This is a genomic window from Borrelia sp. MN22-0132 (assembly GCF_049201035.1).
GTDB lineage: Bacteria > Spirochaetota > Spirochaetia > Borreliales > Borreliaceae > Borrelia > Borrelia puertoricensis.
The window spans coordinates 384,795-407,992 of the sequence record NZ_CP138334.1 but is presented as its reverse complement, the minus strand read 5'-3'; the positions used below and the strand labels follow the sequence as shown (position 1 = coordinate 407,992).

Sequence of the window (23,198 nt, the reverse complement as noted above, 5' to 3'; positions counted from 1 at the left end):
ATTATGATAAAAGCTGTAGTGTTTGATCTTGATGGAACTCTTTATCCTGGAATTAATATTAATTTAATGATGTTTCCTGAATTTTTAAAAAATATTAAATTTTTTTTGGCTTTTAAAAAGGTAAGAGAAGAGATCAGAGGTTTACAAAAAGGAAGAAGTATTCCTTCTAGTAGAGATGAGTTGATGTCTATTCAGATTAAGATGCTTGCTAATCATTTGGGTTTTGATGAGAATAGGTGTGAATTTTTATTAAATAAAATATATTATGGTAAATCTTTTAGGAATAAATTTAGAAATCTCAGACCGTATTTTGGTGTTCATGATTTGATTTATTCTCTTAAATTGAGAGGGATAAAATTAGGAGTGATGTCAGATTTTCCTATTGCAACTCGTGTGAGTAATTTATTAGGCATTGAAGATAGTTTTTGGGATGTTCTTTATTCATCAGAAGAGACCGGTTACTTAAAGCCAAACAAAATAGCTTTTTTAAGGATTATGGATGAATTAGGTATAGATAGTAATCATGTTTTATATGTTGGTAATTCTTATGAGTATGATATCTTAGGTGCTAGTGGTGTGTGTATGAGAACGGCTTATCTTTCTAAAAAAAAGTTGTTTAAAGATATGAAATGTGATTTTATTTTTAGTAATTATAAAGACTTACAAAGATATATACTTTTAAATATATAGAGTGTGGGTAAAATATTTATGATAGATTTTGTAACCGTTTTGGTTAATCTTTTATTGGTTTTTGTGATTTTATTTATTTATAGGCAGTATGATAGACGTTCAAGAGCTTTAGATAAGATTAAAAAATTTATTGATATTGCTAAGGATAACCTTGAAGATTTTATTGATGAGAAGACAAAAGATATCAATAATCTTGCTGTTGATATGGAAGCGTATCAACGTTCTAGTATAGAGATCATAAAAAAAATAGATGAAGTTCAGCGAAAGATTAAAGATAAAAGTAAAGATTTTGCAGAAGTTGAAAAAAAGATTTCTTATCATGATTCTATGCTTAAAGAGCTAGATGAAATGGCCCTTAAAGTGCAAGATAATATACAACGACTTCAAGTGGATGGAAAAGTAGTAGATAAACTTTCAAAAACTTTAAAAAATTTTAATACTCAAATTGATTCTATTGATTCTAGATTGAGTACGGTTTTTGAAAAATTCGATAAGACAAATAAGGAAAATCTTGAGACTATCAGGATTGAGAGTTGGGATAAGTTTGATAACACTATTAAAGATTTTAGTGTGAGAATGGATAATCTGGATAGAGAGCTTATATCTTATCAAGAGTCATTGGTAATGATTGAAGAGAAAAAAAGAGAAATTTTAGATAAGGGTAATGAAAAGCTTGAGAATGAATTTAAGGAGTTTGTGTTTAAAATTGAATCTAGCATAGATACTTATAATAAGTCAATGGAAGATTCTTTTGGTATATATGAAACTAAATATAAATCAATAGAAAATTCTCTTGATCTTATTGTAGAGCAAGCTAAGACTAAAATTAATGATAAGGAAGATTTTATTTTAACTAGATTAAATGAGGAGCTACAGATAAAATTTGATGAAGTCTTTATGTACGTTGATGAGCGTTCTCATCAGATGAGAGATAAACTCGAAGGCAAATTGGTATTAATAGACAATGAAATTTCTTCTCTGAGTTCTATTTTTAAAGATAATACCTATTCTAGGCTGAATTCTCTTGAAGAGACTATAAGACAAGAGATGAGACAGTATGAAGAGCAATTAGCAGATATTTTGGAACAATTTAGGGTTCAAATTGAATCTGGTGTTGGTGATATTTATAAAGAATATGATACTAGGATAAATCAATTTGATAAAGACATAAGAGATAGGATAGAGAGTAGTTTAAAGGATGCTAATTCTAGGATAGAGAGTGTTCAGTGTGGAATTAGGACTTTGCTTGATGATCTTGAAGAGGATTCTAATAGGATATATGTTGAATTTAAGGAAAGAGTTAAAGGGGATATTGATAGTTTTAGTGACAATGTATTTTCAAGAATGAATGATGTTGGAAGTGAATTGGAATTGAAACTTTCAAATATCAGTACAGATATTCAAGATAAAATTTCCCAGTTGGATAGTAGCTTGTATTTAGAGCTTAAAGAAATGAATGAGAAATTTGTTAATGATTATTCGTGTTTAGATGGTAGCATTAACTTAAAGTATGAAACTCTCTTAGAAACTCTGAATTTAAAAAGTGATGAATTAGAAACCCAACTTAAGGATAAGTATAAAAATATTGCAGATAAATTTGAGCGTGATGTTAATGATCTTACCATTAAATGTGATGAAAAATTTAGTAAAATTGCTGAAAAATCAGATTATGATTATCAAAATTTTGAGATTACTAGTACAAAGCTAAAAGAAAGTATAAATTCTTTAAATGATTTGTTAGTGCAAGACTTTGAGACTTTAAGAAAAAATTTCGAATCCAAGTTGAGTGAGATGAGTGCTGATATTAATGATGAAGTGTTTAATTTAAAAAGTCATTATGGAGAGGATATAGGTAAATTTATTAAGCAGATGGAAGCTGACAAATTGCAATATGAACATTGGCAAGGTGAAGTGGGCTTGAATTTAGAGAATATTAAGTCTCATTTAAATAAAACTAATGAAGAATTTTTAAATTTGATTGAAACCCAAAGGATTAAGGGAAATGAACTTAGTGAAAATATTTTCAATGAACTCTCAGAACATATTCAAAAAAAAGCAATAGATATGCATACTAATTGGAAAGATGAGCTTATTGTTTTAAATAAATCTTTACTTGATATTAAGATTTCAAGTGAAGAATTGCTTTTATCAGCTTCTTCAAAAATCGAGTCTTTTGAAAAAGATGTTAATGATAGACTTGAGTATGTTACATCAAAGACGGAGGACTTTGAAAGTTCAGTATTAGATAAGTATAAAGAATTAAGAGATATGTCATATAGTAACAGTGAAGAGACTTTATCAGGGATTAAGGATTTTATTGATAATCAAGCTGAAATAATTCATGACAAAATTATTATGATGCTTAATGGATTTAATGAGGACTTCTCTAATAAGGAAGAATTAATTAAAAGCAATATAGAAAAACTTGATTATAGACTTAAAGATTTCAAAGTTGAATGTGAAGATGTTTTAAATAGTCTTAGATCGGATCTTGATGGATTTATTGAAATTAGGATGCAAAAAGTTTCTGAAATTAAGATAGATAATCAGAAGCAGATAGATAATTTTTTAAATAGAATATCGGAAGACATCTTAAGTAAAAGAGATATGCTTAATAGTGAGATAGATAATAAGCTTAATGATTGGCAAGGTAAGTTAAATGAAATATCAGTTAATATTGAGAATGTATTATCTTCAGGAAAGATTGATATAAACTCAATTGATTCTGAGATTACTTTAAAAATTGAGGATCTTAAGAGTACTTTTGAAGGACTTGAGAGTTATTATCTTGAGAAAATAGATGAGTTTAGAAATCAAGGAAATGTATATGCAGATGAACTTCTGAAAAATATTATGAGTCATTTTGATACGGATACTAAGGATCTTGAAGAAAGTTTATCTAAGAAATTTTCTACAGTCTTAGAAAGGTCAGAAGAGTTTGTTAAGGAAGTTGATAGTTTGCTTAAGGATAAAAGGACAGATATTGCTTCATTTCAGGCAAGTATTGATATTACCATTGATTCTCTTAATTCAAGATTTAATGATGTGAATAGAGAAATTAATGAAAAATATAGTAAGGTAATATCTGATTCTAGAGAATATTCAGAAACCCTTGCAAATAAATTAGAGAATGAGATAGGATATGAGATTGAAAATGTAAATAGAAGGCTAACAGACAAAATAGATATTCTTAGCAAGAATATGGATGACAATTTAGAAAATTTTAAGTCATCTTTTGATGTATCAAAGTATCAGGTTGAAAATTTTGAAATTAAAATTAAGGATATAATAGAAAAAGAAGAGCTAAGACTTGGTGAATTGCTCAGAGAAATTGAGCGACAGTATAGAGTTAGACGGGAAGAGGCAATTGATTACAAGAAAGCCATAGATAGTGATATTATTCAGTTAAGAGAACAGTTTATAGGAGTAATTAATGAACTTAAGAATAATATTGAGGATAAATCTGAGTTTTTAAATGATCTTTATAAAGAAAGATTCAAGATTATTGAAAATAATTTTGAGGAGAGATATTCAACATTTTTTATTGAGAGTGAAGGGGCTATTTCAAAGATTAGAGATGAAATATATAAGATACTTACAGATAATGATGAACATTTGAGAGTAAAAATTTCTGAGATAGATCGTAATTTTGAGATAATCGATGGAAGGTCAAAAGAAATTCTAGAGCTTGAAGAAGATTTAAGAAAGAGAATACAAGAAGATAGTAATAACATGCATCATCAATTTGATATCATTAAGTCTGGTCTTGAGAAAGAAATAAAAGATCATTTTGATATGTATATGATGAAAGCCACTGCTGCAATTGATGAAGAGATTGAAAAATATGAGCATGGAATTAATGAAAAGATATCTGCTCTTAAGTCAATTGAAAATAATTTTGAGATTATAGAGAAGAATTTAAAGGATAAAATTAGCGAATGTCATAATGAATTAGACAAGACTCTTGATATGAGATATGCTGAGCTTGAAAGTAAATATGATGAGAGGCATTTGCTTGTAGAGAAGAAGATAAATGATAAGGCTAATTCAGTTGAAGAGTTGATTGCAAATAAGTATGCTGAGCTTGAAGGTAAGTATGATGAGAAGCATCTGCTTGTAGAGAAGAAGATAAATGACAAGACTGATTCAGTTGAAGAGCTGATTGCAAGTAAATATGCTGAGCTTGAAGGTAAGTATGATGAGAAGCATCTGCTTGTAGAGAAGAAGATAAATGACAAGACTGATTCAGTTGAAGAGTTGATTGCAAGTAAATATGCTGAGCTTGAAGGTAAGTATGATGAGAAGCATCTGCTTGTAGAGAAGAAGATAAATGATAAGACTGATTCAGTTGAAGAGCTGATTGCAAATAAATATGCTGAGCTTGATACCAAATATTCCAATATGCACTTTGACATGGAAAATAGATTAAATGCATGTATTTCTGATTTGGGTATAGAACTTGCTCGTTCAAGTAAAAAGATGGATAAAGAGATTGAAGAACAATTAAAAAATCTTGGTGAACTTAAGTTGAGTTTGAGTAATATCGAAGGGGATATATTAAAACTTAAAGAGGATTCTTATCACAATGTGTCATCCCATCTCAAACTTCTTGAAGAGGATTTTTTTAAAGATTTGAAAGGAAGAAGTGATAATTTAAAAAATTCTTTAGAAAATTTTGTGGCATCCTCAGATCAAAGAATTGAAAATTTAGAGAGACATATAATTAAGAACTTGGAAGAAAAAGAAATCCTTATGAAGAATTTTAGAGTTGAAATTGAACAGGAACTTATGTTGAATAAAGAAAGTTTTTACTCAGAATTTAATAAAGAGTTTGATGTTAAAAAAAGAGAAGCAGAGAGTAAGATAGTTGTAATGGAAACTAATATTACTAATCGAATAGATGAGTTTATTAAACTTGTAGACAATCGTCAAGATAATGTTGATTCTTGGTTTTTAAGAGTTAAAGATGATATGGTAAATTGGCAAGAAAATGCTTACAAAGAGCTTGAAGAAAGAGCGGGCATTACAAAAAGGAGTTTAGATGAAATTAAAAGTGATGTTTCTGCTATTGAGAGTGGATTGGAAGTTGTTAAAGATGATGTTAATCAGAGAGCAAAAGAGATTTTTGATCGTTTACAAGCAGATATTAAGGAATTTGAAAATAGATCTTATCTTAACTTGAAGAATATTTCAGATGAGGTTCAGGGTAAAGTTTTAAATATTGAAGATTTCATGGATTTTAAGATTAAATCTATAAATGATAAGATAGACTTACATGTTGAAGAGCTTGCAACACAAGTTGAAATTAAATTTTTAAGTCAGCAAAAAGATATTGAAGATAAAATTATTGAGGCTAATGAAAAGTTAGAATATGAATTCAATTCAATGGTTTCTAGGCTTGATGATGAGAAACAAAATATTGTAAGTAAATTTTTAAATGACACAGGCAGTTTTGAATCTCAAGTGCAATTGATGCAAAGTGATGTTTTAAAGCTTACTGATAAAGTAAATGCATATAGAATTGATATTGAGAAATCAATTAGAGAAAATTATGATTCTTTTTCCAGTTCTATAAGAGAGGAATATACTGTGTTTGAGAATGAAATTAAGAATAGTTTGAATTGTTCAGAAGAAGAGATACAGGCTTTAAGAGATAGCTTGAAGATTCAAGTTAATAGCATAGAATCTGAATTTAAGGATAAATATGATCTAATGATTAAAGGTATTGATGAGCATGTGTCACAACTTAAGTTGAAAGTATTAAACTATGATGGTGAGCTTAATCATTTTATAGATGAGGTTAAGGATAATTTAATTGTATACAAGTCTGACTTGAGGGAAGAACTTGATAATCGTTATGCTGTCATGAGTTCTAAGCTTGAAAATTTTAAGAAACTTGAAGTTGAGTTAGAGAAAAATAATGAGCTGATGAAAGAGGTTTGTTATTTCAAGAATAACTTAGAAGAGTTACGGGAAACTTTAGAAAGTGAAATGAATCTTATTCAAGGATATAAGAGTGGCTTTGAAGGTATTACTAGAGAAATTGAAGACATTAAGTCTAAATCATCAAATATTATTGAGGTATTTAATGATTTAAAGGTTCATCAAATGGATATTGAGGGAATTAAAAAAGATCTTACTCAATTCCTTGAATTTTATACTTCTTTTAAGGATAGGTATAAAAAATTTACAGAATCTTATGATGAAATTCAGATTTACAAAACTAAACTTAAGGAAATAAAAGAAGCACAAAGTAATATTCTTGATAATTATGATAGGATTATTAATAAAGATAGCATATTGAAGTCTACATTAGAATCTGTTGATAAAAATTTTGATTTGATAAATGAAATAGAGAGTAGGATGCATGTATTATTTAAAGAGAGTTCTGGGTTTCAGCAGAGTCTTGGTGAGTTGCAAGGCATTATGTCGGAATTATTGGTAAATAAAGATTTATCACAGGAAGTTCTAAATAATGTTCAGACGCTCAAAGAAATGCTAGGTGAGATTGAGAGTAAGTTAGAATATACTAGAAATATAAGAGAAAAGGTTGCAAAATCTGAGACTCGGTTAGAGAATTTAAATATTGCTGCGGAAGAGAGAATCAAAACCCTTGGAATTCTTGTAAAGACAGAATCTAAGTACAAAGATAATATTGGTCTTAATAATGAAACAGTTAGAGATTCTGTCATTAAGCTTATGAGACAAGGTTGGAGTGCCTTAGAAATTTCTAGGGCTACTAAGTTATCTATTGGAGAGGTTGAGCTTATCTTGGAACTTGGAATTATTAGTAAAAGTGATGATTAAAGGGATAATTTTGTGAAAGATAAATTTGAGGTGGTAAGGACATTACATCCTCTTGAGATAAAAGTGATTTTAAATTACAAAGAGGGAGATGAAATTTTTGCCTTAAGGCTTGCTGCGGATTTACTTTATAATGAAGGACAATCAAATAAGACAATTGAATGGCTTGTTGCTAAAGGTATTCTTAAGGAAACTTTTAGAAAACTTAACGTGTTTTATCGCCTAACTGAAAAAGGTGTTGATGCTTTGGCTAATGGTTTAGTTGAAGAGAGAATAATCAGTCTTGTATCTAGAAAAACAGTTCTAGTTGCTAATTTGTCATCAGAGTTAGAAATTGATACCAGAGATGCTGGTAAGGCATTTGGCAATTTGTCTAAAGAGGGAGTTCTATCTTTGGGCTTGGGTAAAGAAATTCTTGTTAAAGATTTAAAGCGTTCTAGTTATAAGATAGTTAAAGAGTTACTTTTCAAAGCTCAAAACAGCGATCTTTTAGAAGATGATTTATCTCAAGATGAATTGTTAGCCATTTCTAATTATTCTAAGAAAAAAGGCGCTAGTGATGTGTTATTTAAGGTGATAGAGAGCTTGAATCTAAAATTTGAATTTTCCAAATTTGGGTTAGAAGTAAAATCTGAGCTTGGAAGAAGAAATCTGACAGGTGATGAAATTGTAAAGTTGACTCCTGAAATGTTAAAAAATAAGACTTATGAGAATAAAAACTTTAGGGCTTATAATATTCATGTTTCATCTAATAAAACCTTTATTGGGCGTGCAAATCCTTATTCAGAGTATATTGCTAAAGTTAAGGATAAGCTTGTAAGTCTTGGGTTTGAAGAATTTGATGGTCCTTTAGTCGAGAGTGAATTTTTTAATAATGATGCTCTTTTTATGCCTCAGTTTCATCCTGCACGTGATATAAGGGATGTTTATTATATCAAGGAACCAAGTTCACTTAAATCTTTGCCCGAGCCTTATTTTTCTAATGTTAAAGCTGTTCATGAAAATGGTTATACTACAGGTTCAAGAGGTTGGAGGTATGATTTTAGCGAGAATATTTCAAAAAGATTAGTGCTTAGGACTCAAGGTACGGTGCTTTCAGCAAAGCAATTAATTGATGCAAAAAATCCTGGTAAATATTTTGGGATTGTTAGGTGTTTTAGATACGATCAAGTTGATGCTACTCATGGAGCCGATTTTTATCAAACGGAGGGGATTGTTATTGGAGATGTTAATATTCAAACCTTATTAGGTCTTCTTGAAATTTTTGCTAAAGAATTGGCTGGGGCTACTGAGGTTAAATATGTTCCTGCTTATTTTCCATTTACAGAGCCGTCAATTGAAGTTCATGTAAAACATCCTGTGCTTGGTTGGTTTGAGTTAGGCGGGAGTGGTATTTTTAGACCGGAGGTTACAAAACCTTTTGGAATTGATGTTCCTGTTATTGCTTGGGGTATTGGCATTGATAGAATGGCTTTAATGCATTTAGGTTTAAGTGATTTAAGGGAGCTTTTTACCCATGATATTGGTGATGTTGTATTGAGACGAGGAAAAATCAATGCCTAAGGTTGAAGTTTATAAGAGTATTTTATTCGAAAAGATAGGAAAAAATTTAACTAAATCTGAACTTATATCTGTTCTTGAAATGGCTAAGGCTGAAATTTGTGAATTTGATACGGTTAATGATAAGATAAAAATTGAATGTAATGATACAAATAGACCCGATTTGTGGTCTTGTACAGGGCTTGCGCGTCAAATTAAGACATATCTTTTTGGTCATTTACCTTTGTTTAAGTTTTTTTCAATGGCAGATAATTTGCAAGAATTTTATGGTGAAATTTTGGTCAGTTCCGAAGTATTTAGTATTAGGCCTTTTATTTTTGGATTTTTGGCCAAAGGTGTTATTTGCAATGAACGAATGCTTGAAACTTTAATTCATTTGCAGGAAAAGCTTTGTCATAATTATGGACAAAAGCGTAAAAGAGTTGCGATGGGAATGTACTCATCAGATTTAATAGAGTTTCCATTAAGTTATATTGCATGTAATTCTGATTATAGATTTGTTCCTCTAGGTATGGACACTGAAATGTCTATTGAGGAGATCAATAGGGTACATTCTAAAGGAATAGAATATGCATCTATTCTTTCGAGTTTTAATAAATATCCTTTATTGTTAGATTATAAGGATAAGGTACTCTCTTATCCTCCGGTAGTCAATTCTCATGATATTGGAGCTTTAAAGGTAGGTGATACCGATTTGTTTATTGAAGTTACGGGAACTAATCTCGAAGCTACTTTATTATCTTTGTCAGTGATTGCTTGTGATTTGCATGATATGGGTTTTGAAATTTTACCAATAAAGACCATCTTTCCTAACGAAACTTTATTTGGGAAGGAAATAATTTGTCCTTATTATTTTCAAAATACGCTAGAGGTTAATGTTGATAATGTTAATAGGATGCTTGGTAGCAATTTTACGGCAAATAATATGTGTCTTGACTTAAAAAAATTGGGGATATCAGCTTACTTTAAGGAATTAGATAAATTTTATGTTATTCCTCCTGTTTATAGGAATGATTTTCTTCATGAAGTGGATGTTATTGAAGAAATAATGATAGGTATGGGATTAGATAGTGTTAAGCCAGAGCTTCCCAAAGATTTTACTCTAGGAAGACTGAGTCAGATAGAAGAGTTTTCAAGAAAGATTAAAAATTTAATGATTGGAATGGGTTTTCAGGAAATGATTTATAATTATCTGGGATCTAGGACAGATTTTATTGAAAAGATGAATATTGAAGGTGATGACTTTTTAAGTGTTTCTAATCCAATGACAGAGGGGTATGAGTATATTAGGGGCTCAATAGTATCCGATTTGCTTAAATCTGAGAGTATTAGTTCCAATTTTCCTTATCCGCATAAAATTTTTGAGATTGGAAAGGTAGCTTTAAAAGATTTAAATAGTGTTGATGGTACTGTTACTTATGATAATTTGGCTTTTCTGATGGCTGATAAGGAGTTTTCATTTAATGAGATTAATTCTTTAGTTTCATCTCTTTTTTATTACTTAAATATTGAATTTAAGTTAAGGGAATCAAGTAAATCTCTTTATATAGGTGGCAGAGGAGCTGACATTTTAATCAATGACATCGTTTTAGGTGGCTTTGGTGAAGTATCGCCTTACATATTGAAAAATTTTGGAATTGTTGTTCCATGTTGCGTTCTAGAGATTAATCTTAATAAACTTTTATATTAATGCAAATATTTTTTATTGATGTAATATTTGGATGAAATTATATTTAAACATTTTATGTAGTGGTTTTAATAAGTGAAATGGGAGTTGAAGGATATTTATGTTAAAGTTTGAAGTACTGGATATAAAGAGGAGTAATAAAAAGGTTTTAAGATCAGAGATGAATTTTGTTGAGGATGTAATCATTGTTGGTTCAGGACCTGCGGGGATTACGGCTGGAATCTATGCTGTTATGAGTGGATATAAGACGGTTATTTTAGAAGGACCTGAGCCTGGAGGGCAACTTACAACGACTATGGAAGTGTATAATTATCCAGGATTTAAAAACGGTGTAAATGGAAGAGAATTGATGTTGAATATGAAAGAGCAGGTGATTAATTTGGGTGCTATCACTTATCTTGAGACTGTAACATCTATAGAAAAAAGAGATAATATTTTTTATCTCTTTACTGATAATTATGTTTATAAAAGCAAAGCTGTTATTATTGCATCGGGATCGGTACCTAAAAAACTTAATACTCTTAAGAATTCAGATTTGTTTTGGAATAGAGGTATTTCTGTGTGTGCAATTTGTGATGGGCATCTTTTTAAGGGAAAAACAGTTGCAGTAATTGGTGGGGGTAACACAGCAATCTCTGAAGCTATTTATTTAAGCAAGTTATCAGAAAAGGTATATGTTATTGTGAGAAAGGATTATTTGAAGGCTATTTCTATGTTAAGACAGAATGTTGAAAAATTACCTAATGTTGAGATTTTATATAACTGTGAGGCGATAGAAGTTAATGGAGATAATGTTGTATCTAGGATACAAATTCTTGATAAGAATAATTCTATTTTTAAATTGAATGTAGATGGGATATTTGTGGCTGTTGGTTATAAGCCAAATACAGAGTTTTTAAAAGGGTTTTTGGAATTGGATGAGGATGGATATGTCTCTACTCAAGATATTGTTAAAACTAGTGTTGAGGGAGTTTTTTCGTGTGGTGATGTTAGTAACAAGCTTTATGCACAGGCTATTACAGCTGCTGCTGAAGGGTTCCTAGCTTCTGTTGAGCTGAGAAATTTTTTGGGATAATTAGATATACATTGATTCTAAAAAATATGTTAAAGTAAGTTAAGTTGTCTTTTTATTTCAAATATTAAAATTCCTGTTGAAACCGATACATTCAATGAATCTATTTTTCCTGTAGTTGGGATTTTTACTAAAAAATCTGAATTTTCTTTTATTAATTTGTGTATTCCTTTGCCCTCATTTCCCATAATAAGTGCAATTTTGGTATCATTTATTTTCATGGTGTTTATTGCCTTACCTTCGATATCGCTGGCATATATCCAAAATCCATTTTTTTTTAAATCTTTTATTACATTATTTATATTTGGGACTGTCAATTTATTAACATATTGACTTGCTCCAGAGCTAGTGCGTAAGGTTGTTGCGTTGTCTTTTGCACTGCGTCTCTGGCTAGTAATTACAAGATCAATGTTAAATTGTTCTGATGTTCTAAGAATTGCTCCAAAGTTTTGAGGATCTTCTATTCCATCAAGTATTAAGATAAATATATTATTTTTATGTTGAAATTCTTTTAAGAATTTTTCTAAATTTTTATCTTGTTTTTTTGTATTGTTGGATTTAGAAATTTTTAATTTTAATGCAAAACCCCTATGATTGTTATTGCCAATTATCTTAGCAAGATCATTCACTTTTATTATTTGAATGTTATAGTCTCTGGCTATTTTTTCAATATTTATGATTTTTGGACTTGTTTTTGAAATGTATAATTTAAGTCCTTTATTATTTTTTATGCTTTCAATTATTGAATTGGCGTGTGTAATATACATATTAAATTTTATTTAGAGTAACTTTATCAATATCATTAATTTCCTTGCTTAAATCTTCCAGTAGACGAGTGGCATTGTAACTTAGATTTTTAGGAGTTTTGATCTTAATAATCAAAATGAGATTTCCGAATTTTTCTGTATGTAGTATTGGCATGCCCTCATTTTTGATGATGATTTGTTCATCATTGTCTGTTCCCTTTGGAATCTTTATTTCAATCTTTTTTTCTGCTATTGTTTGTATTTTTATCTCTTTTCCAAGTGCTGCTTGAGTAAAACTTATTGGAAGAGTTGCGTATAAATCTTTTCCATTTCTTTTGAAAATTCTATGGGGTTTTATTGATACTCTTATGTAGAGATTCCCGTATTGTTGATTATCGGGATTTACGCTGCCTTTTCCTCTCATTTTTATTTGTTGAGAATCATCAATTCCTGATGGAATTTTAAGTTCGATTGTTTCTTTATATTTAAGGCTACCAGTTCCTTTGCATGATTTGCAAGGATTTGATATTATTTTTCCATTTCCATGGCATTTAGGACATGTAGTTGTTACTCTAAAAAATCCTCCTCCTTGCATTACTCGGCCACTACCATTACACATGTTGCATATTGAAGGACTGGTTCCTTTTTCAGATTTTTTTCCTAAGCAAGATTCACATAACATATTTCTTGCGATGTTAATGTTATTTTTATAACCTAAATAGGCATCCTCAAGTGATATTTCTATTTGATATGTTATATCTTGACCCTGTTCATTTTGTCTATTTTTATCTTGTCCTCGTCTTCCAGTAAAGAATGAATCAAAGATATCTCCAAAATCTTCAAAAATGTCTGAGAATCCACTAAATCCACTAGAAAACCCACTAAATCCCCCTCCACCTTCAAAAGCTGTGTGTCCAAATCGATCGTATTGAGCACGCTTATTGTCATCTCCCAAGACTTCATAAGCTTCTGTTGCTTCTTTAAAAATAGATTCAGATTCTTTGTTACCTTTATTTTTGTCAGGATGATATTTGATTGCTATTTTTCTATATGCTTTTTTGATTTCATCTTTTGAGGCTCCTTTTGAGAGCCCCAAAATTTCATAATAATCTCTTTTCACTATTTCTTATCCTCGTCAACAACTTCGTAATCAGCTTCTTTGCTTTCACTGCCTGCATTGTTTTGAGCATCGTCTTGATTTGATGAACTGGATTGAGCATCTTTGTACATCATTTCAGCTATTTTATAAGAAGCTTGTTGAAGTTTTTCTGTTTTTGATTTGATTAAAGCTATATCTGAGCCTTCTAGTGCGTCTTTAAGTTCCTTTTTTTTGTTTTCAATAGTTTCCTTGTCCTCACTTGTTATTTTTTCTCCATATTCTTTTAGAGATTTTTCTGTTTGGTAAATTAAGGAATTAGCTATGTTTTTTACTTCTATACTCTCTTTCAGTTTTTTATCTTCCTCAGCATGAGCCTCAGCATCTTTAACCATTCTCTCAATTTCGTCTTCAGATAGTCCTGATGATGATTCAATTCGAATTTTTTGTTCTTTTCCAGTTCCCATATCTTTGGCAGAAACATGAACTATTCCATTAGCATCAATGTCAAAGCTAACTTCTATTTGTGGAACTCCTCTTGGTGCTGCTGGTATTCCGTCAAGAATAAAATTACCCAGTACTCTGTTTTGTGATGCCATTTCACGTTCACCTTGCAAGACTTTAATGTCTACAGAAGTTTGATTATCTGCTGCTGTTGAGAATACTTGACTCTTTTTGGTAGGAATTGTAGTGTTTCTCTCAATTAGTTTTGTCATAACTCCACCAAGGGTTTCAATGCCTAATGAGAGAGGTGTAACATCAAGGAGTACCATATCTTTAGTTTCTCCTGTCAATATTCCGCCTTGAATTGCAGCTCCTATTGCAACAGCTTCATCAGGGTTTACACCTTTATTTGGTTCTTGACCGAATATTTCTTTTACTATTTTTTGAATGGCTGGTATTCTCGTGGAGCCTCCAACAAGTATTACTTCGTTGATGTCAGAAGCCTTAAGCCCAGCGTCTTTAATAGCCTTAAGGCATGGTTCTTTTGTTTTTTGAACTAAGTGATCTACCATCTGTTCGAATTTTGCTCTTGTGAGAGTGTATTGTAGGTGTTTAGGTCCATTTGCATCGGCTGTGATAAATGGAAGATTTATTGATGCTTCTTGAGCACCTGAGAGTTCTATTTTTGCCTTTTCGGCTGCTTCTTTGAGCCTTTGAAGTGCCATTTTGTCGTTTGATAGGTCAATAGCACTGTCTTTTTTGAATTCAGTAATTAAATGTTTGATGATTTCATCATCAAAGTTATCACCACCAAGATGGGTATCTCCATTTGTTGATTTAACTTCAAAAACACCATCCCCAAGTTCTAGTATTGAGATATCAAACGTTCCGCCACCAAGATCATAAACAGCAACTATTTCTTCATTTTTTTTCTCAATTCCATAAGCAAGAGCTGCAGCTGTTGGTTCATTAACGATTCTTTTAACATCGAGTCCTGCAATCTTCCCGGCATCTTTTGTTGCTTGCCTTTGAGCGTCATTGAAATATGCTGGAACCGTGATTACAGCTTCGGTAACCGTTTCTCCTAAATAGGCCTCAGCTGTTTCTTTCATTTTGGTAAGGGTTGCAGCTGATATTTCTGGTGGTGACATTTGTTTTTTTATATTGGAAATGTTTACACGAGCATCTCCATTTTGTCCCTTTTCTACTTTATAAGGAACCATTTTGATTTCACTTGCAACTTCTTCAAATCTTCTTCCCATAAATCTTTTTATTGAGTATATGGTGTTTTCAGGGTTTGTAACCATTTGGTTTTTTGCTACTTGTCCCACAAGTCGTTCACCCTTGTTTGTGTAAGCTACAATTGATGGAGTAGTTCTTCCTCCTTCTGAATTTTGTATTACAACAGGTTTTCCGTGTTCCATGATGGCCACACATGAATTTGTTGTTCCAAGGTCAATTCCTATTATCTTTCCCATATAAAACCTCCTTTTGTATTTTTGATTTCTAATATTAATTTTTGCTTTGTGCAACTTTAACTTTTGCAGTTCTTAATACTCGGTTATTGTAGCAGTATCCTTTTTGGTATACTTCTACTATTTCAGGGATTTTAACCCCTTCTTTTTCTTCTATGCTTATTGCTTCATGTTGACTTGGATCAAAGGTTTCTCCCGGTTTGCCAAACTTTTTTAGATTATATTTTTTGTCAAAGCTTGAGAGCACTTCACTTTCAATCATACTAATTCCTGATAATAGAGTATCAAAATCTCTTGATTGTTTTGATGAATCTATTGCTCTTTCTAAATTATCAAGAAAATTAATTATGTCTTTCATTATGTTTTCGTTTGCGAATTTAATAAAATTTTCTTTATCTTTTTCAAGTCTTTTTCTAAAGTTTTCAAATTCTGCTTGTTTCCTTAAATACGAATCTTTTAGATTTGAAATTTCGTTTTCTAATTCATCCACTTTGCTTTCCATGCTAGGACTGTCTTCATTTGGTAGTATGTCATTTTTTTGTTCTTTGATTTTTTCAGGTTCTTCACATTGTTCCTTTTCTTCCACTTTAGCCTCCTTTTATAAAGCATTTTATCTTTAAAGAAAATGTTTTGCAAATTTTTTCTTTAAGAAATTTTTTGTGAATTTGGTTCGTTTTAATTATTTTTAAAAGAGTCGATTTTGACTATTAAGCCATAATAGTATAATATTGATACATATTTCGAGCTTAGCAAATTCTTATGTGTACTTTTTTGTCAAAATAAAAAAAATACATTGGTTGTTTTTTTGTTTAAAAGTTATGTCTAAAGATTTGTTTTTGATATGTTTTAGTGGTGTTTATGATTTTATGTGGTTTTGGATTAAAGTTTTCATCAGGTTTTTAAATTTCTCCCTTGGATTACATTCTTAAGATATTACTTATAGTTAATATAGCAAGTTACTGTGTTTATACAGAGCAATATCAGGATTTGGAAGTGCTTTATAGGATATATAAGCGTGGGTTTATTTAATATTGGGATTTTTTTGTAATCAGTTTGCCTTTCAGGAGCCTGGAACAAATGATTAGATTAAAAAACTGTTAAGTGTGGTTTATCATTTTCTTGTAATTTTTTCTGTTATTGCTTATTATTTACTTTGTGAAAATATGTATAGCGCAGACAAAATGTAGACTTTTTAAGTTTAATCATATTTTGGGTGTGTTTAAGAAAAGTTATGAGTATGCTCTTCAAAATAAGGTTGATATTTTAGTTTTTCCTTTTATTTTTGTTGGGGGCATTGAGTATGCGAATTTGTTTCATAGAGCAGAATATTTGAAAAAAATTCTTGATGGCCTTGATTTTATAAAAGGTCAGGTTGATGATAGACTTTGTGTTGTATTTGGACATTATAGTTTTTATGAGGGTAATTTATTAGATTGCGTATCAGTGGTAAATGATCATCAGTTTGTTTTGACAACGAGAGAAGTCAATAAGCCGGTCTTATTTAATTATAAGGGTCAAAGTATTGCTGTATTGAATTTGAACGATGATCTTTTGTTTCAAGGACTTGAGGACAAATTGAATGGGTCTTTCAGTAAAGCCGACTATCTTTTAGTTCCATCAAAGTCTTATTTTACTGGCGAGAAGAATAACTTAAGGCTTAAATTTTTCAAAGAAATAGCTATGAAAAATAATTTAGAAGTTGTTTATGCCAATTTATGCGGTGTTTATGGCTCTACTGTATTTGATGGCCTTAGTTTTTTTATTGATAAGTATGGAAAAATAAAACAGGCTAAAAAATTTGAAGACGATATTTTATTGAATGAAGAATTTCATGATTTAGAACTTGACTGTGAGTCTAAAATTTTTGATAAACTTATTGAGGCATTGATAATTAGTTTAAGAGAATATGTTGATCTCTCTGGTTTTGATAAAGTTCATTTAGGTGTTTCTGGAGGAATTGATTCTGCTGTTGTTGCTTATATTGCATGTGCTGCTTTGGGGGCTCATAGAGTTGTTGGTATTTCTATGCCTAGTAGATTTTCATCAAAGGGATCTGTTTTTGATGCAAAGGAACTTTCTAGTGAATTGGGATTTAAATTAATTGATATGCCTATTGAGGGCATGTTTCAATCTGTTTTAGAGTTTTTTAATGGGTATTTTAATACAAAGGGTGTTACTGAAGAAAATCTGCAAGCCAGGCTTAGGGGGCTTTTTTTAATGTCTTATAGTAATGCAAATAAGTCTTTGCTTTTAAATACTGGAAATAAAAGTGAAATTGCTGTTGGTTATTGCACTCTTTATGGTGATACTTGTGGTGGAATTGCTTTGATTGGCGATTTATTTAAAAGAGATGTTTATAATCTTGCAAAATATATTAATTTAAAAGAAGGTAGATCAGTTATTTCTGTTAATATTCTTTCAAAAGAGCCTTCTGCTGAGTTGAGACCTGATCAAAAAGACAGTGATTCTCTTCCCGAATATGAAATTCTTGATGAGATATTAAGTCGATATTTGCTTGAAAATGAACCTTTGGGGTTGCTTTATGAATCTTTTGGAAAAGAAGTGGTTGCAAAGGTGTTAGATCTTTATTCTAGTAGTGAGTATAAAAGAAGGCAAGGTTCTATGATAGTTAAAGTTTCTAGGAAATCTTTTGGTGAGGATATTTTACTTCCTATTTCAAAAGTTGCGTTGACTGAGGATGAATAGTAATAATGTTATTAGTATATTAAATGAATTTAGTTTAAAATTAGAAGATATTTTCTTGCTTATCAATACTTATTCTTATGAACTTTATAAAGAAACACCTAGGTATTTTTATGATGATATTACAAATTGTCTTGAGTTAACTTTAGAGATTGTTAATAAGTTTCAGGGAGAGTTTGAAGGTTCTCAAGACTTAAGCTTAGGTAAATTTCTGATTAGAGGTATGAAATGTGATTTGGTTTCTTATTTGTATTTATCTTTGGAATTAATAGACAATTCTATGCATTATAGTGGGATTAGAGATACTGGTATTGCTTTTTTTAAGGCAATTGCTTATAAGATCTCATCTATAATATCTTATATAGAAATTGAGCTTGAAAATGTGTTTCTCTCTTCTTCTCTTGCAAGTAGGCAAGCTTTAAATAAAGATGGACATAAGATATTGATTTTTTCATGTGATAGTATTTATAGTAAAAGGCTTACAGATTATTTGGTTTTAAGAGACTATATTGTTGTATCTTCAGATGCTGTTGACTTGTTCAATCAGTTACTCTGTAATGATTTTTATGATTTAATTATTCTTGATTTAAGTTCGGATGAAGATATACAGTTGATTTTAAATTTGCTTAAGAATATTAAAAATAATAGTCTTTATGAGATGATTCCTGTTATTGTTATTTCTCAAATAAGTGAAAAAGATATTATTCAAATTTTTATTGAAGAGCAAGTTGATGATTATTTTTTGAAAAGTTTAGATTTTTTGGTATTGGGTCTTAGGATAAGTAGTTTTATTGAAAAGAAAAAGATTATAGAGCAGGGACAAAAATATTTAGATCTTGTACTTCGTGGTAAAAAATATTTTGAGAGTGAACTAATAGAAGCTGGAAATTATATTGAAAATTTATTGCCCAAGAAGATGCAAAATGAATTTTTTAATTCTAATTGGATTTTTGTTCCATCAAAAAGAATCGGAGGAGATTTTTTTAATTACTATTTTGTTAATGATGATAATTTAATAATTTATTTGATAGATATTTCAGGTCACGGGATAGGTTCTGCACTTTTATCTCTTAGTGTTTCAAGTGTTATTAATTCTTATATCATGGATAATAATGATATAAGTCCTTCTGAAGTTTTAAGATATGTTAACAGGTATTTTGTTAAGTTTAAAAGTGATATGTTTATTACGTTATGGTATGGTGTTTTAAATGTAAAAACAAGACATCTAAGGTTTTCATCAGCAGGAGCTCCGCCTGCTGTTGTTTTAAGTGCTAAGGATAATATTTATCTTCCAACAAGAGGAACAATCCTTGGGATTGAAGAGATGTATTCTTGTGAGGAGAATGAATGTATATTGAGTAAATTTTCACATCTTTTACTTTTTAGTGATGGTGTTTATGAGGTTGAAAATGAGCAAGGTGTAATAATGGCTATTGATGATTTTTATAACATATTGGAAGACAATACATATGATTTGGATGATTTTATTTTAGTGAGTCTTTATAAAAAGATGTTAAATTTATCAAGATATAATGCGTTTAGAGATGATTTTTCTATTTTGGAGTTTATTCTTAATTAATGGGTAAACTTTCAAAGTTTTGTGACTTTTGAATTTAATAGCTTGAGATATTTGTTTTTAGTTTCTTATTTCTTTACATTTTTTTTATATGTTTGTTTATCTTGTGTTATATTTGAGCTGTTAAGAGATTTTAATAGTTTTTTTAGTGTCCAAATTGAAAACTTGATATATAGTTTTTTTATAGGATTTTTTGTATTTTTAAGTAGTATTTTTAGAGATTCCATATTCATTATAGTTATTATTTCTTTTAAAATTTTTGACAAGTTGTTAAAAATCTTAGAGCCAACTTTGTGTCCTTCTATGATGAAGTTTTGAAGAATTATTTGATCTTTTTTTTGTAATCTTCTCATGTATAATTTCAGTATTCTTTCTTGTGAATTCATTATTTCTGCATTTATTTGTTCTTGTTTTTTTGATAATTTTTTTGCTTCAATAATAGGTTTCTTGGGAAGAGATTTATATGGATTTGTTCCTGGGATATAGTTTTTTGGAATCTTCATTTATTTTTTTTACTCCTATTTATATTGACTGTGCATACTTCTATTAAGTTTATTAAGTTTTTTGCTTTTATACAACTGATGTTGATATTTTAATTCTTTATTATTAATATTTAATGATATGAATAAATATTGTGGTTTAAGTTTTTTTTACTTGTTAATTGGTATTCTATTTTTGTTTTTGATTGTTTTTATTCAGTTTAGAGATTTAAGTTCAAATGTATTTTTATTAAAGGATTTAAAATTTTTAGTTAACAATAAGGTTGAAGATAGTCAGTATGTTTTAGATAGTCTTATCCTTAGTATAAGGGGTATTAAGATAAATTTATCTAAACCCAAGCCAATTATTGTTCCTGCAAATGAACTTCATCTTTATCCCATTTCTTATAAGATTCAGGATAATGCAATTCATGTTTATTTTGAAAATAATATTTTCTTACTATTTTCATTTGATTCAAATGAAAACTTTAATGTTAGTTCAAATCTTTCTAAAAAACTACTAATTAGTTATGAAGTTGAGAGTGATTATAAAATTTTATTTGATGAAAATGTTATTATTAAGGGTACAGATGGTCATTTTGAAGTTGCTTTGGGAAAGCATAGTCAAATGAATGAGAGAGAAATTTCAGTTAGTCCTCAGGAAGTTTTTCAGATCGGAAATTTGGTTGAAAAATCTCAAACCCCAGATAAATTGATCTCTAGAGAATCTTCTAGGGATATTCCTCTAGACATAAACTCACCTGTTGTGTATTCATTAATTAAGAAGGTAGGTAAAAAAATTCTTGACTTAGCATTGCTTGAATTTAGAAATAAAGCCTATGATGCATGGAGTCATAAGTCAAACTTTAGTGTTAAAAAGGGTGGATGGCGTAGAGGTAATGTATATTCTTTTGATGAGGATATATTTATTTATCTTTTAGCTGAGTCTTTTACAAGACCTGATTATGAAGCTACTTTTTTAAATCTTAAGTCTTTAATTGACCTTAATGAAGAGCATTTAACATATTTAAGTGCAAGTTATTATGTTAATGCAGAAAAACTTGATAAATTTTTTCGCTATTTGTCTGTAAATGAAACTTTTATTAATTCTCTTGAGTCGGATAAGCTTTTAAGATATTTAAAAGAAGATGCATATCTTTTGGAGAAAATTTTTTTATCTGAAAATATTTCCATTTTAAATGGTGCATTAGATATTTTAAGGAAACCGGAAGTGATATTGACTTCTGGATTTAGTTTAACTCAGGCTTATAATGTGCTTTCTAATTATATTATATTCTTGCAGTTTGATAATGATAGTTTTGTGCTTAAGAGACTTAGGGAAGAGTTAACTAAATTTGTATCTACTTTATTTTCTGTAACTAGTCATGGAGAAGCGTATGTTTCTGATAATAAGGATGACTTGTCTTGGGATTTTGAATATACACTTAAGATTGCTGGCTTACTTAAAAGACTTGCTTTCCAATTAGGTGATGATTTAATTTTGGAATTTGCTTTTAATGCTATTTATTATTCTTTACTTAAACCTGATATCGAGAAGATTCCTTATGAAAATTATTATGCTGATATTGTTGATAATGATTATATTCCGAAATTTAGTTTATTTCCAAGTCTTGGGATTGGACATTGGATATATGGTGCGTCAAAGATTGTAAATTTTAATTTTTCTAATGCGTTTTATTCTATTGATTTTAATCGTAATTTAAATTCCCCTGGGTATTTCTTTTTTAAAGGTATTTCAAATCCTACTTTGGTTAAGTTTAGGAATATTAATTGGTTTACAGATCCGCAGTTTTACATATATTCTGATGGATGGAGATATTATTCTGATAACAAGATATTGGTTTTAAAAATAACACCTAAGAAGTCAGATGATATGAAAATTCTCTTAAGATTTGATGATGTAAAGGTACTTAAGGATATTGATGAGTAAACTTATTGCTTTCGCTCAGTTAATCATTGATATTGGAAACACCAGTATATCTTTTGGGTTATATGGACTGGATAAAATGCAGGTATTTTGTAAGCTTAGCACAAAACGTGATTTAAGTTTTGAGGAGCTTTATGAGTTTCTTAAATTTAAATTTGATTGCAAGGTTGATCAAGTTTTTGTAAGTAGTGTTGTGCCAGTTATTGATAAAGTACTCATTAATGCAATTGTTGCTCTTTATAAGGTGAATCCTTTATTCATTAGATTTGATTTAAATTATGACTTAAGTTTTGATCTTTATAATACCAATCGATTTGTATTAGGGTCGGATATTTTTGCAAATCTTGTTGGGGCTATTGAGTATTATAATATTAATGATGCTTTAGTAGTAGATCTTGGAACGGCTTGTACTATTTTTGCGATTAGCAGAAAGGAAGGCATACTTGGTGGTCTTATTAATGGTGGCCCTTTCACAAGTTTGAGTGCATTAATTGAAAATGCATATCTTTTAACAGATTTTGATCTTGCAGTACCAAAAAAATTGCTAGGTTTATCAACTGTTGACAGTGTAAATAGTGGTGTGATTTATCAGTATAAATATTTAATAGAAGGTATTTATCATGAGCTTATGCGTAATTATGATAGGAAATTTAAATTGATAATTACAGGTGGAAATTCTTATTTGGTTTTACCTTTAATAAGTTTAGATTTTGTATCAAATTTGTATTTAACCCTTGAAGGCATTAGGATTTTGGGCAATGCTTTTAAAGGTGTTTATTAATGTTTTTCTTGATAAAGATTTTTATGTCGTAATTATTAAATACTATTGTATTGTAAAGATAAATTTAATTTTTCTTGTTAAATAAATTTAGAGATTCTTTTGTGTATTGACTTTTATATTTTTATCACTGAATTTAT

15 protein-coding genes are annotated in these 23,198 nt (G+C 29.7%); 10 read left to right on the top strand and 5 right to left on the bottom strand.

All coding sequences use genetic code 11. From position 1 onward, the window contains the following. Window positions 1–3 precede the first annotated feature (3 nt). The 5 genes from R5397_RS01820 to trxB all read left to right on the top strand — a co-directional run bounded on the left by R5397_RS01820 (window position 4) and on the right by trxB (window position 11,816). A complete protein-coding gene (locus tag R5397_RS01820; protein ID WP_247065658.1) occupies window positions 4–690 on the top strand; it encodes an HAD family hydrolase in 687 nt (228 codons plus the stop codon). Window positions 691–708: 18 nt separating this feature from the next. Then, window positions 709–7,497 carry a SpiroCoCo family coiled-coil protein gene (locus R5397_RS01815; protein ID WP_421622694.1) on the top strand — a complete coding sequence of 2,263 codons (6,789 nt, stop codon included), beginning with the start codon at window positions 709–711 and terminating at the stop codon, window positions 7,495–7,497. A 12-nt stretch (window positions 7,498–7,509) separates the two neighbouring features. Beyond that, on the top strand, window positions 7,510–9,057 hold the full coding sequence (locus R5397_RS01810; RefSeq protein WP_421622693.1) for a phenylalanine--tRNA ligase subunit alpha: 1,548 nt from the start codon (window positions 7,510–7,512) through the stop codon (window positions 9,055–9,057). Beyond that, the gene (pheT, locus tag R5397_RS01805) at window positions 9,050–10,744 is read left to right on the top strand and encodes a phenylalanine--tRNA ligase subunit beta (protein WP_421622692.1); all 1,695 of its coding nucleotides are present in this window, start codon (window positions 9,050–9,052) and stop codon (window positions 10,742–10,744) included. The genes R5397_RS01810 and pheT overlap by 8 nt, the downstream gene beginning before the upstream one ends. Window positions 10,745–10,841: 97 nt before the next feature. Continuing rightward, window positions 10,842–11,816, top strand: a complete 975-nt coding sequence (trxB, locus tag R5397_RS01800; RefSeq protein ID WP_421622691.1) for a thioredoxin-disulfide reductase — start codon at window positions 10,842–10,844, stop codon at window positions 11,814–11,816. 29 nt (window positions 11,817–11,845) lie between these two features. Here the strand turns inward: trxB and rlmB are convergent, their stop codons facing one another. The 4 genes from rlmB to R5397_RS01780 are packed head-to-tail and all read right to left on the bottom strand — an operon-like array spanning window position 11,846 to window position 16,160. After that, on the bottom strand, window positions 11,846–12,580 hold the full coding sequence (gene rlmB, locus R5397_RS01795) for a 23S rRNA (guanosine(2251)-2'-O)-methyltransferase RlmB (protein ID WP_421622690.1): 735 nt from the start codon (window positions 12,578–12,580) through the stop codon (window positions 11,846–11,848). A 1-nt stretch (window position 12,581) separates the two neighbouring features. Beyond that, window positions 12,582–13,679: a molecular chaperone DnaJ gene (gene dnaJ, locus R5397_RS01790; RefSeq protein ID WP_421622689.1), complete on the bottom strand. Its 1,098-nt coding sequence runs from the start codon at window positions 13,677–13,679 to the stop codon at window positions 12,582–12,584. Further along, window positions 13,679–15,577, bottom strand: a complete 1,899-nt coding sequence (gene dnaK / locus R5397_RS01785) for a molecular chaperone DnaK (RefSeq protein WP_421622688.1) — start codon at window positions 15,575–15,577, stop codon at window positions 13,679–13,681. The genes dnaJ and dnaK overlap by 1 nt, the downstream gene beginning before the upstream one ends. Window positions 15,578–15,611: 34 nt before the next feature. After that, on the bottom strand, window positions 15,612–16,160 hold the full coding sequence (locus R5397_RS01780) for a nucleotide exchange factor GrpE (RefSeq protein ID WP_421622687.1): 549 nt from the start codon (window positions 16,158–16,160) through the stop codon (window positions 15,612–15,614). A 326-nt stretch (window positions 16,161–16,486) separates the two neighbouring features. Between R5397_RS01780 and R5397_RS01775 the strand changes: the two genes are divergently transcribed. The 3 genes from R5397_RS01775 to R5397_RS01765 all read left to right on the top strand — a co-directional run bounded on the left by R5397_RS01775 (window position 16,487) and on the right by R5397_RS01765 (window position 19,856). After that, window positions 16,487–16,603 carry a hypothetical protein gene (locus R5397_RS01775; RefSeq protein WP_421622686.1) on the top strand — a complete coding sequence of 39 codons (117 nt, stop codon included), beginning with the start codon at window positions 16,487–16,489 and terminating at the stop codon, window positions 16,601–16,603. 126 nt (window positions 16,604–16,729) lie between these two features. Beyond that, window positions 16,730–18,280, top strand: coding sequence for an NAD(+) synthase (gene nadE / locus R5397_RS01770; protein WP_421622685.1), 1,551 nt, complete (start codon window positions 16,730–16,732; stop codon window positions 18,278–18,280). Beyond that, window positions 18,273–19,856, top strand: coding sequence for a SpoIIE family protein phosphatase (locus tag R5397_RS01765; protein ID WP_421622684.1), 1,584 nt, complete (start codon window positions 18,273–18,275; stop codon window positions 19,854–19,856). The genes nadE and R5397_RS01765 overlap by 8 nt, the downstream gene beginning before the upstream one ends. A 65-nt stretch (window positions 19,857–19,921) precedes the next feature. Here the strand turns inward: R5397_RS01765 and R5397_RS01760 are convergent, their stop codons facing one another. Next, a complete protein-coding gene (locus tag R5397_RS01760) occupies window positions 19,922–20,356 on the bottom strand; it encodes a hypothetical protein (protein ID WP_247065668.1) in 435 nt (144 codons plus the stop codon). A 172-nt stretch (window positions 20,357–20,528) separates the two neighbouring features. Here R5397_RS01760 and R5397_RS01755 point away from each other — a divergent pair, with 172 nt between their 5' ends. Then, entirely contained in the window at window positions 20,529–22,283 is a 1,755-nt protein-coding gene (locus R5397_RS01755) for a hypothetical protein (RefSeq protein WP_421622683.1), read from the top strand. Beyond that, a complete protein-coding gene (locus tag R5397_RS01750) occupies window positions 22,276–23,061 on the top strand; it encodes a type III pantothenate kinase (protein ID WP_421622682.1) in 786 nt (261 codons plus the stop codon). Before R5397_RS01755 ends, R5397_RS01750 begins: the two co-directional genes overlap by 8 nt. Window positions 23,062–23,198: the final 137 nt, after the last annotated feature.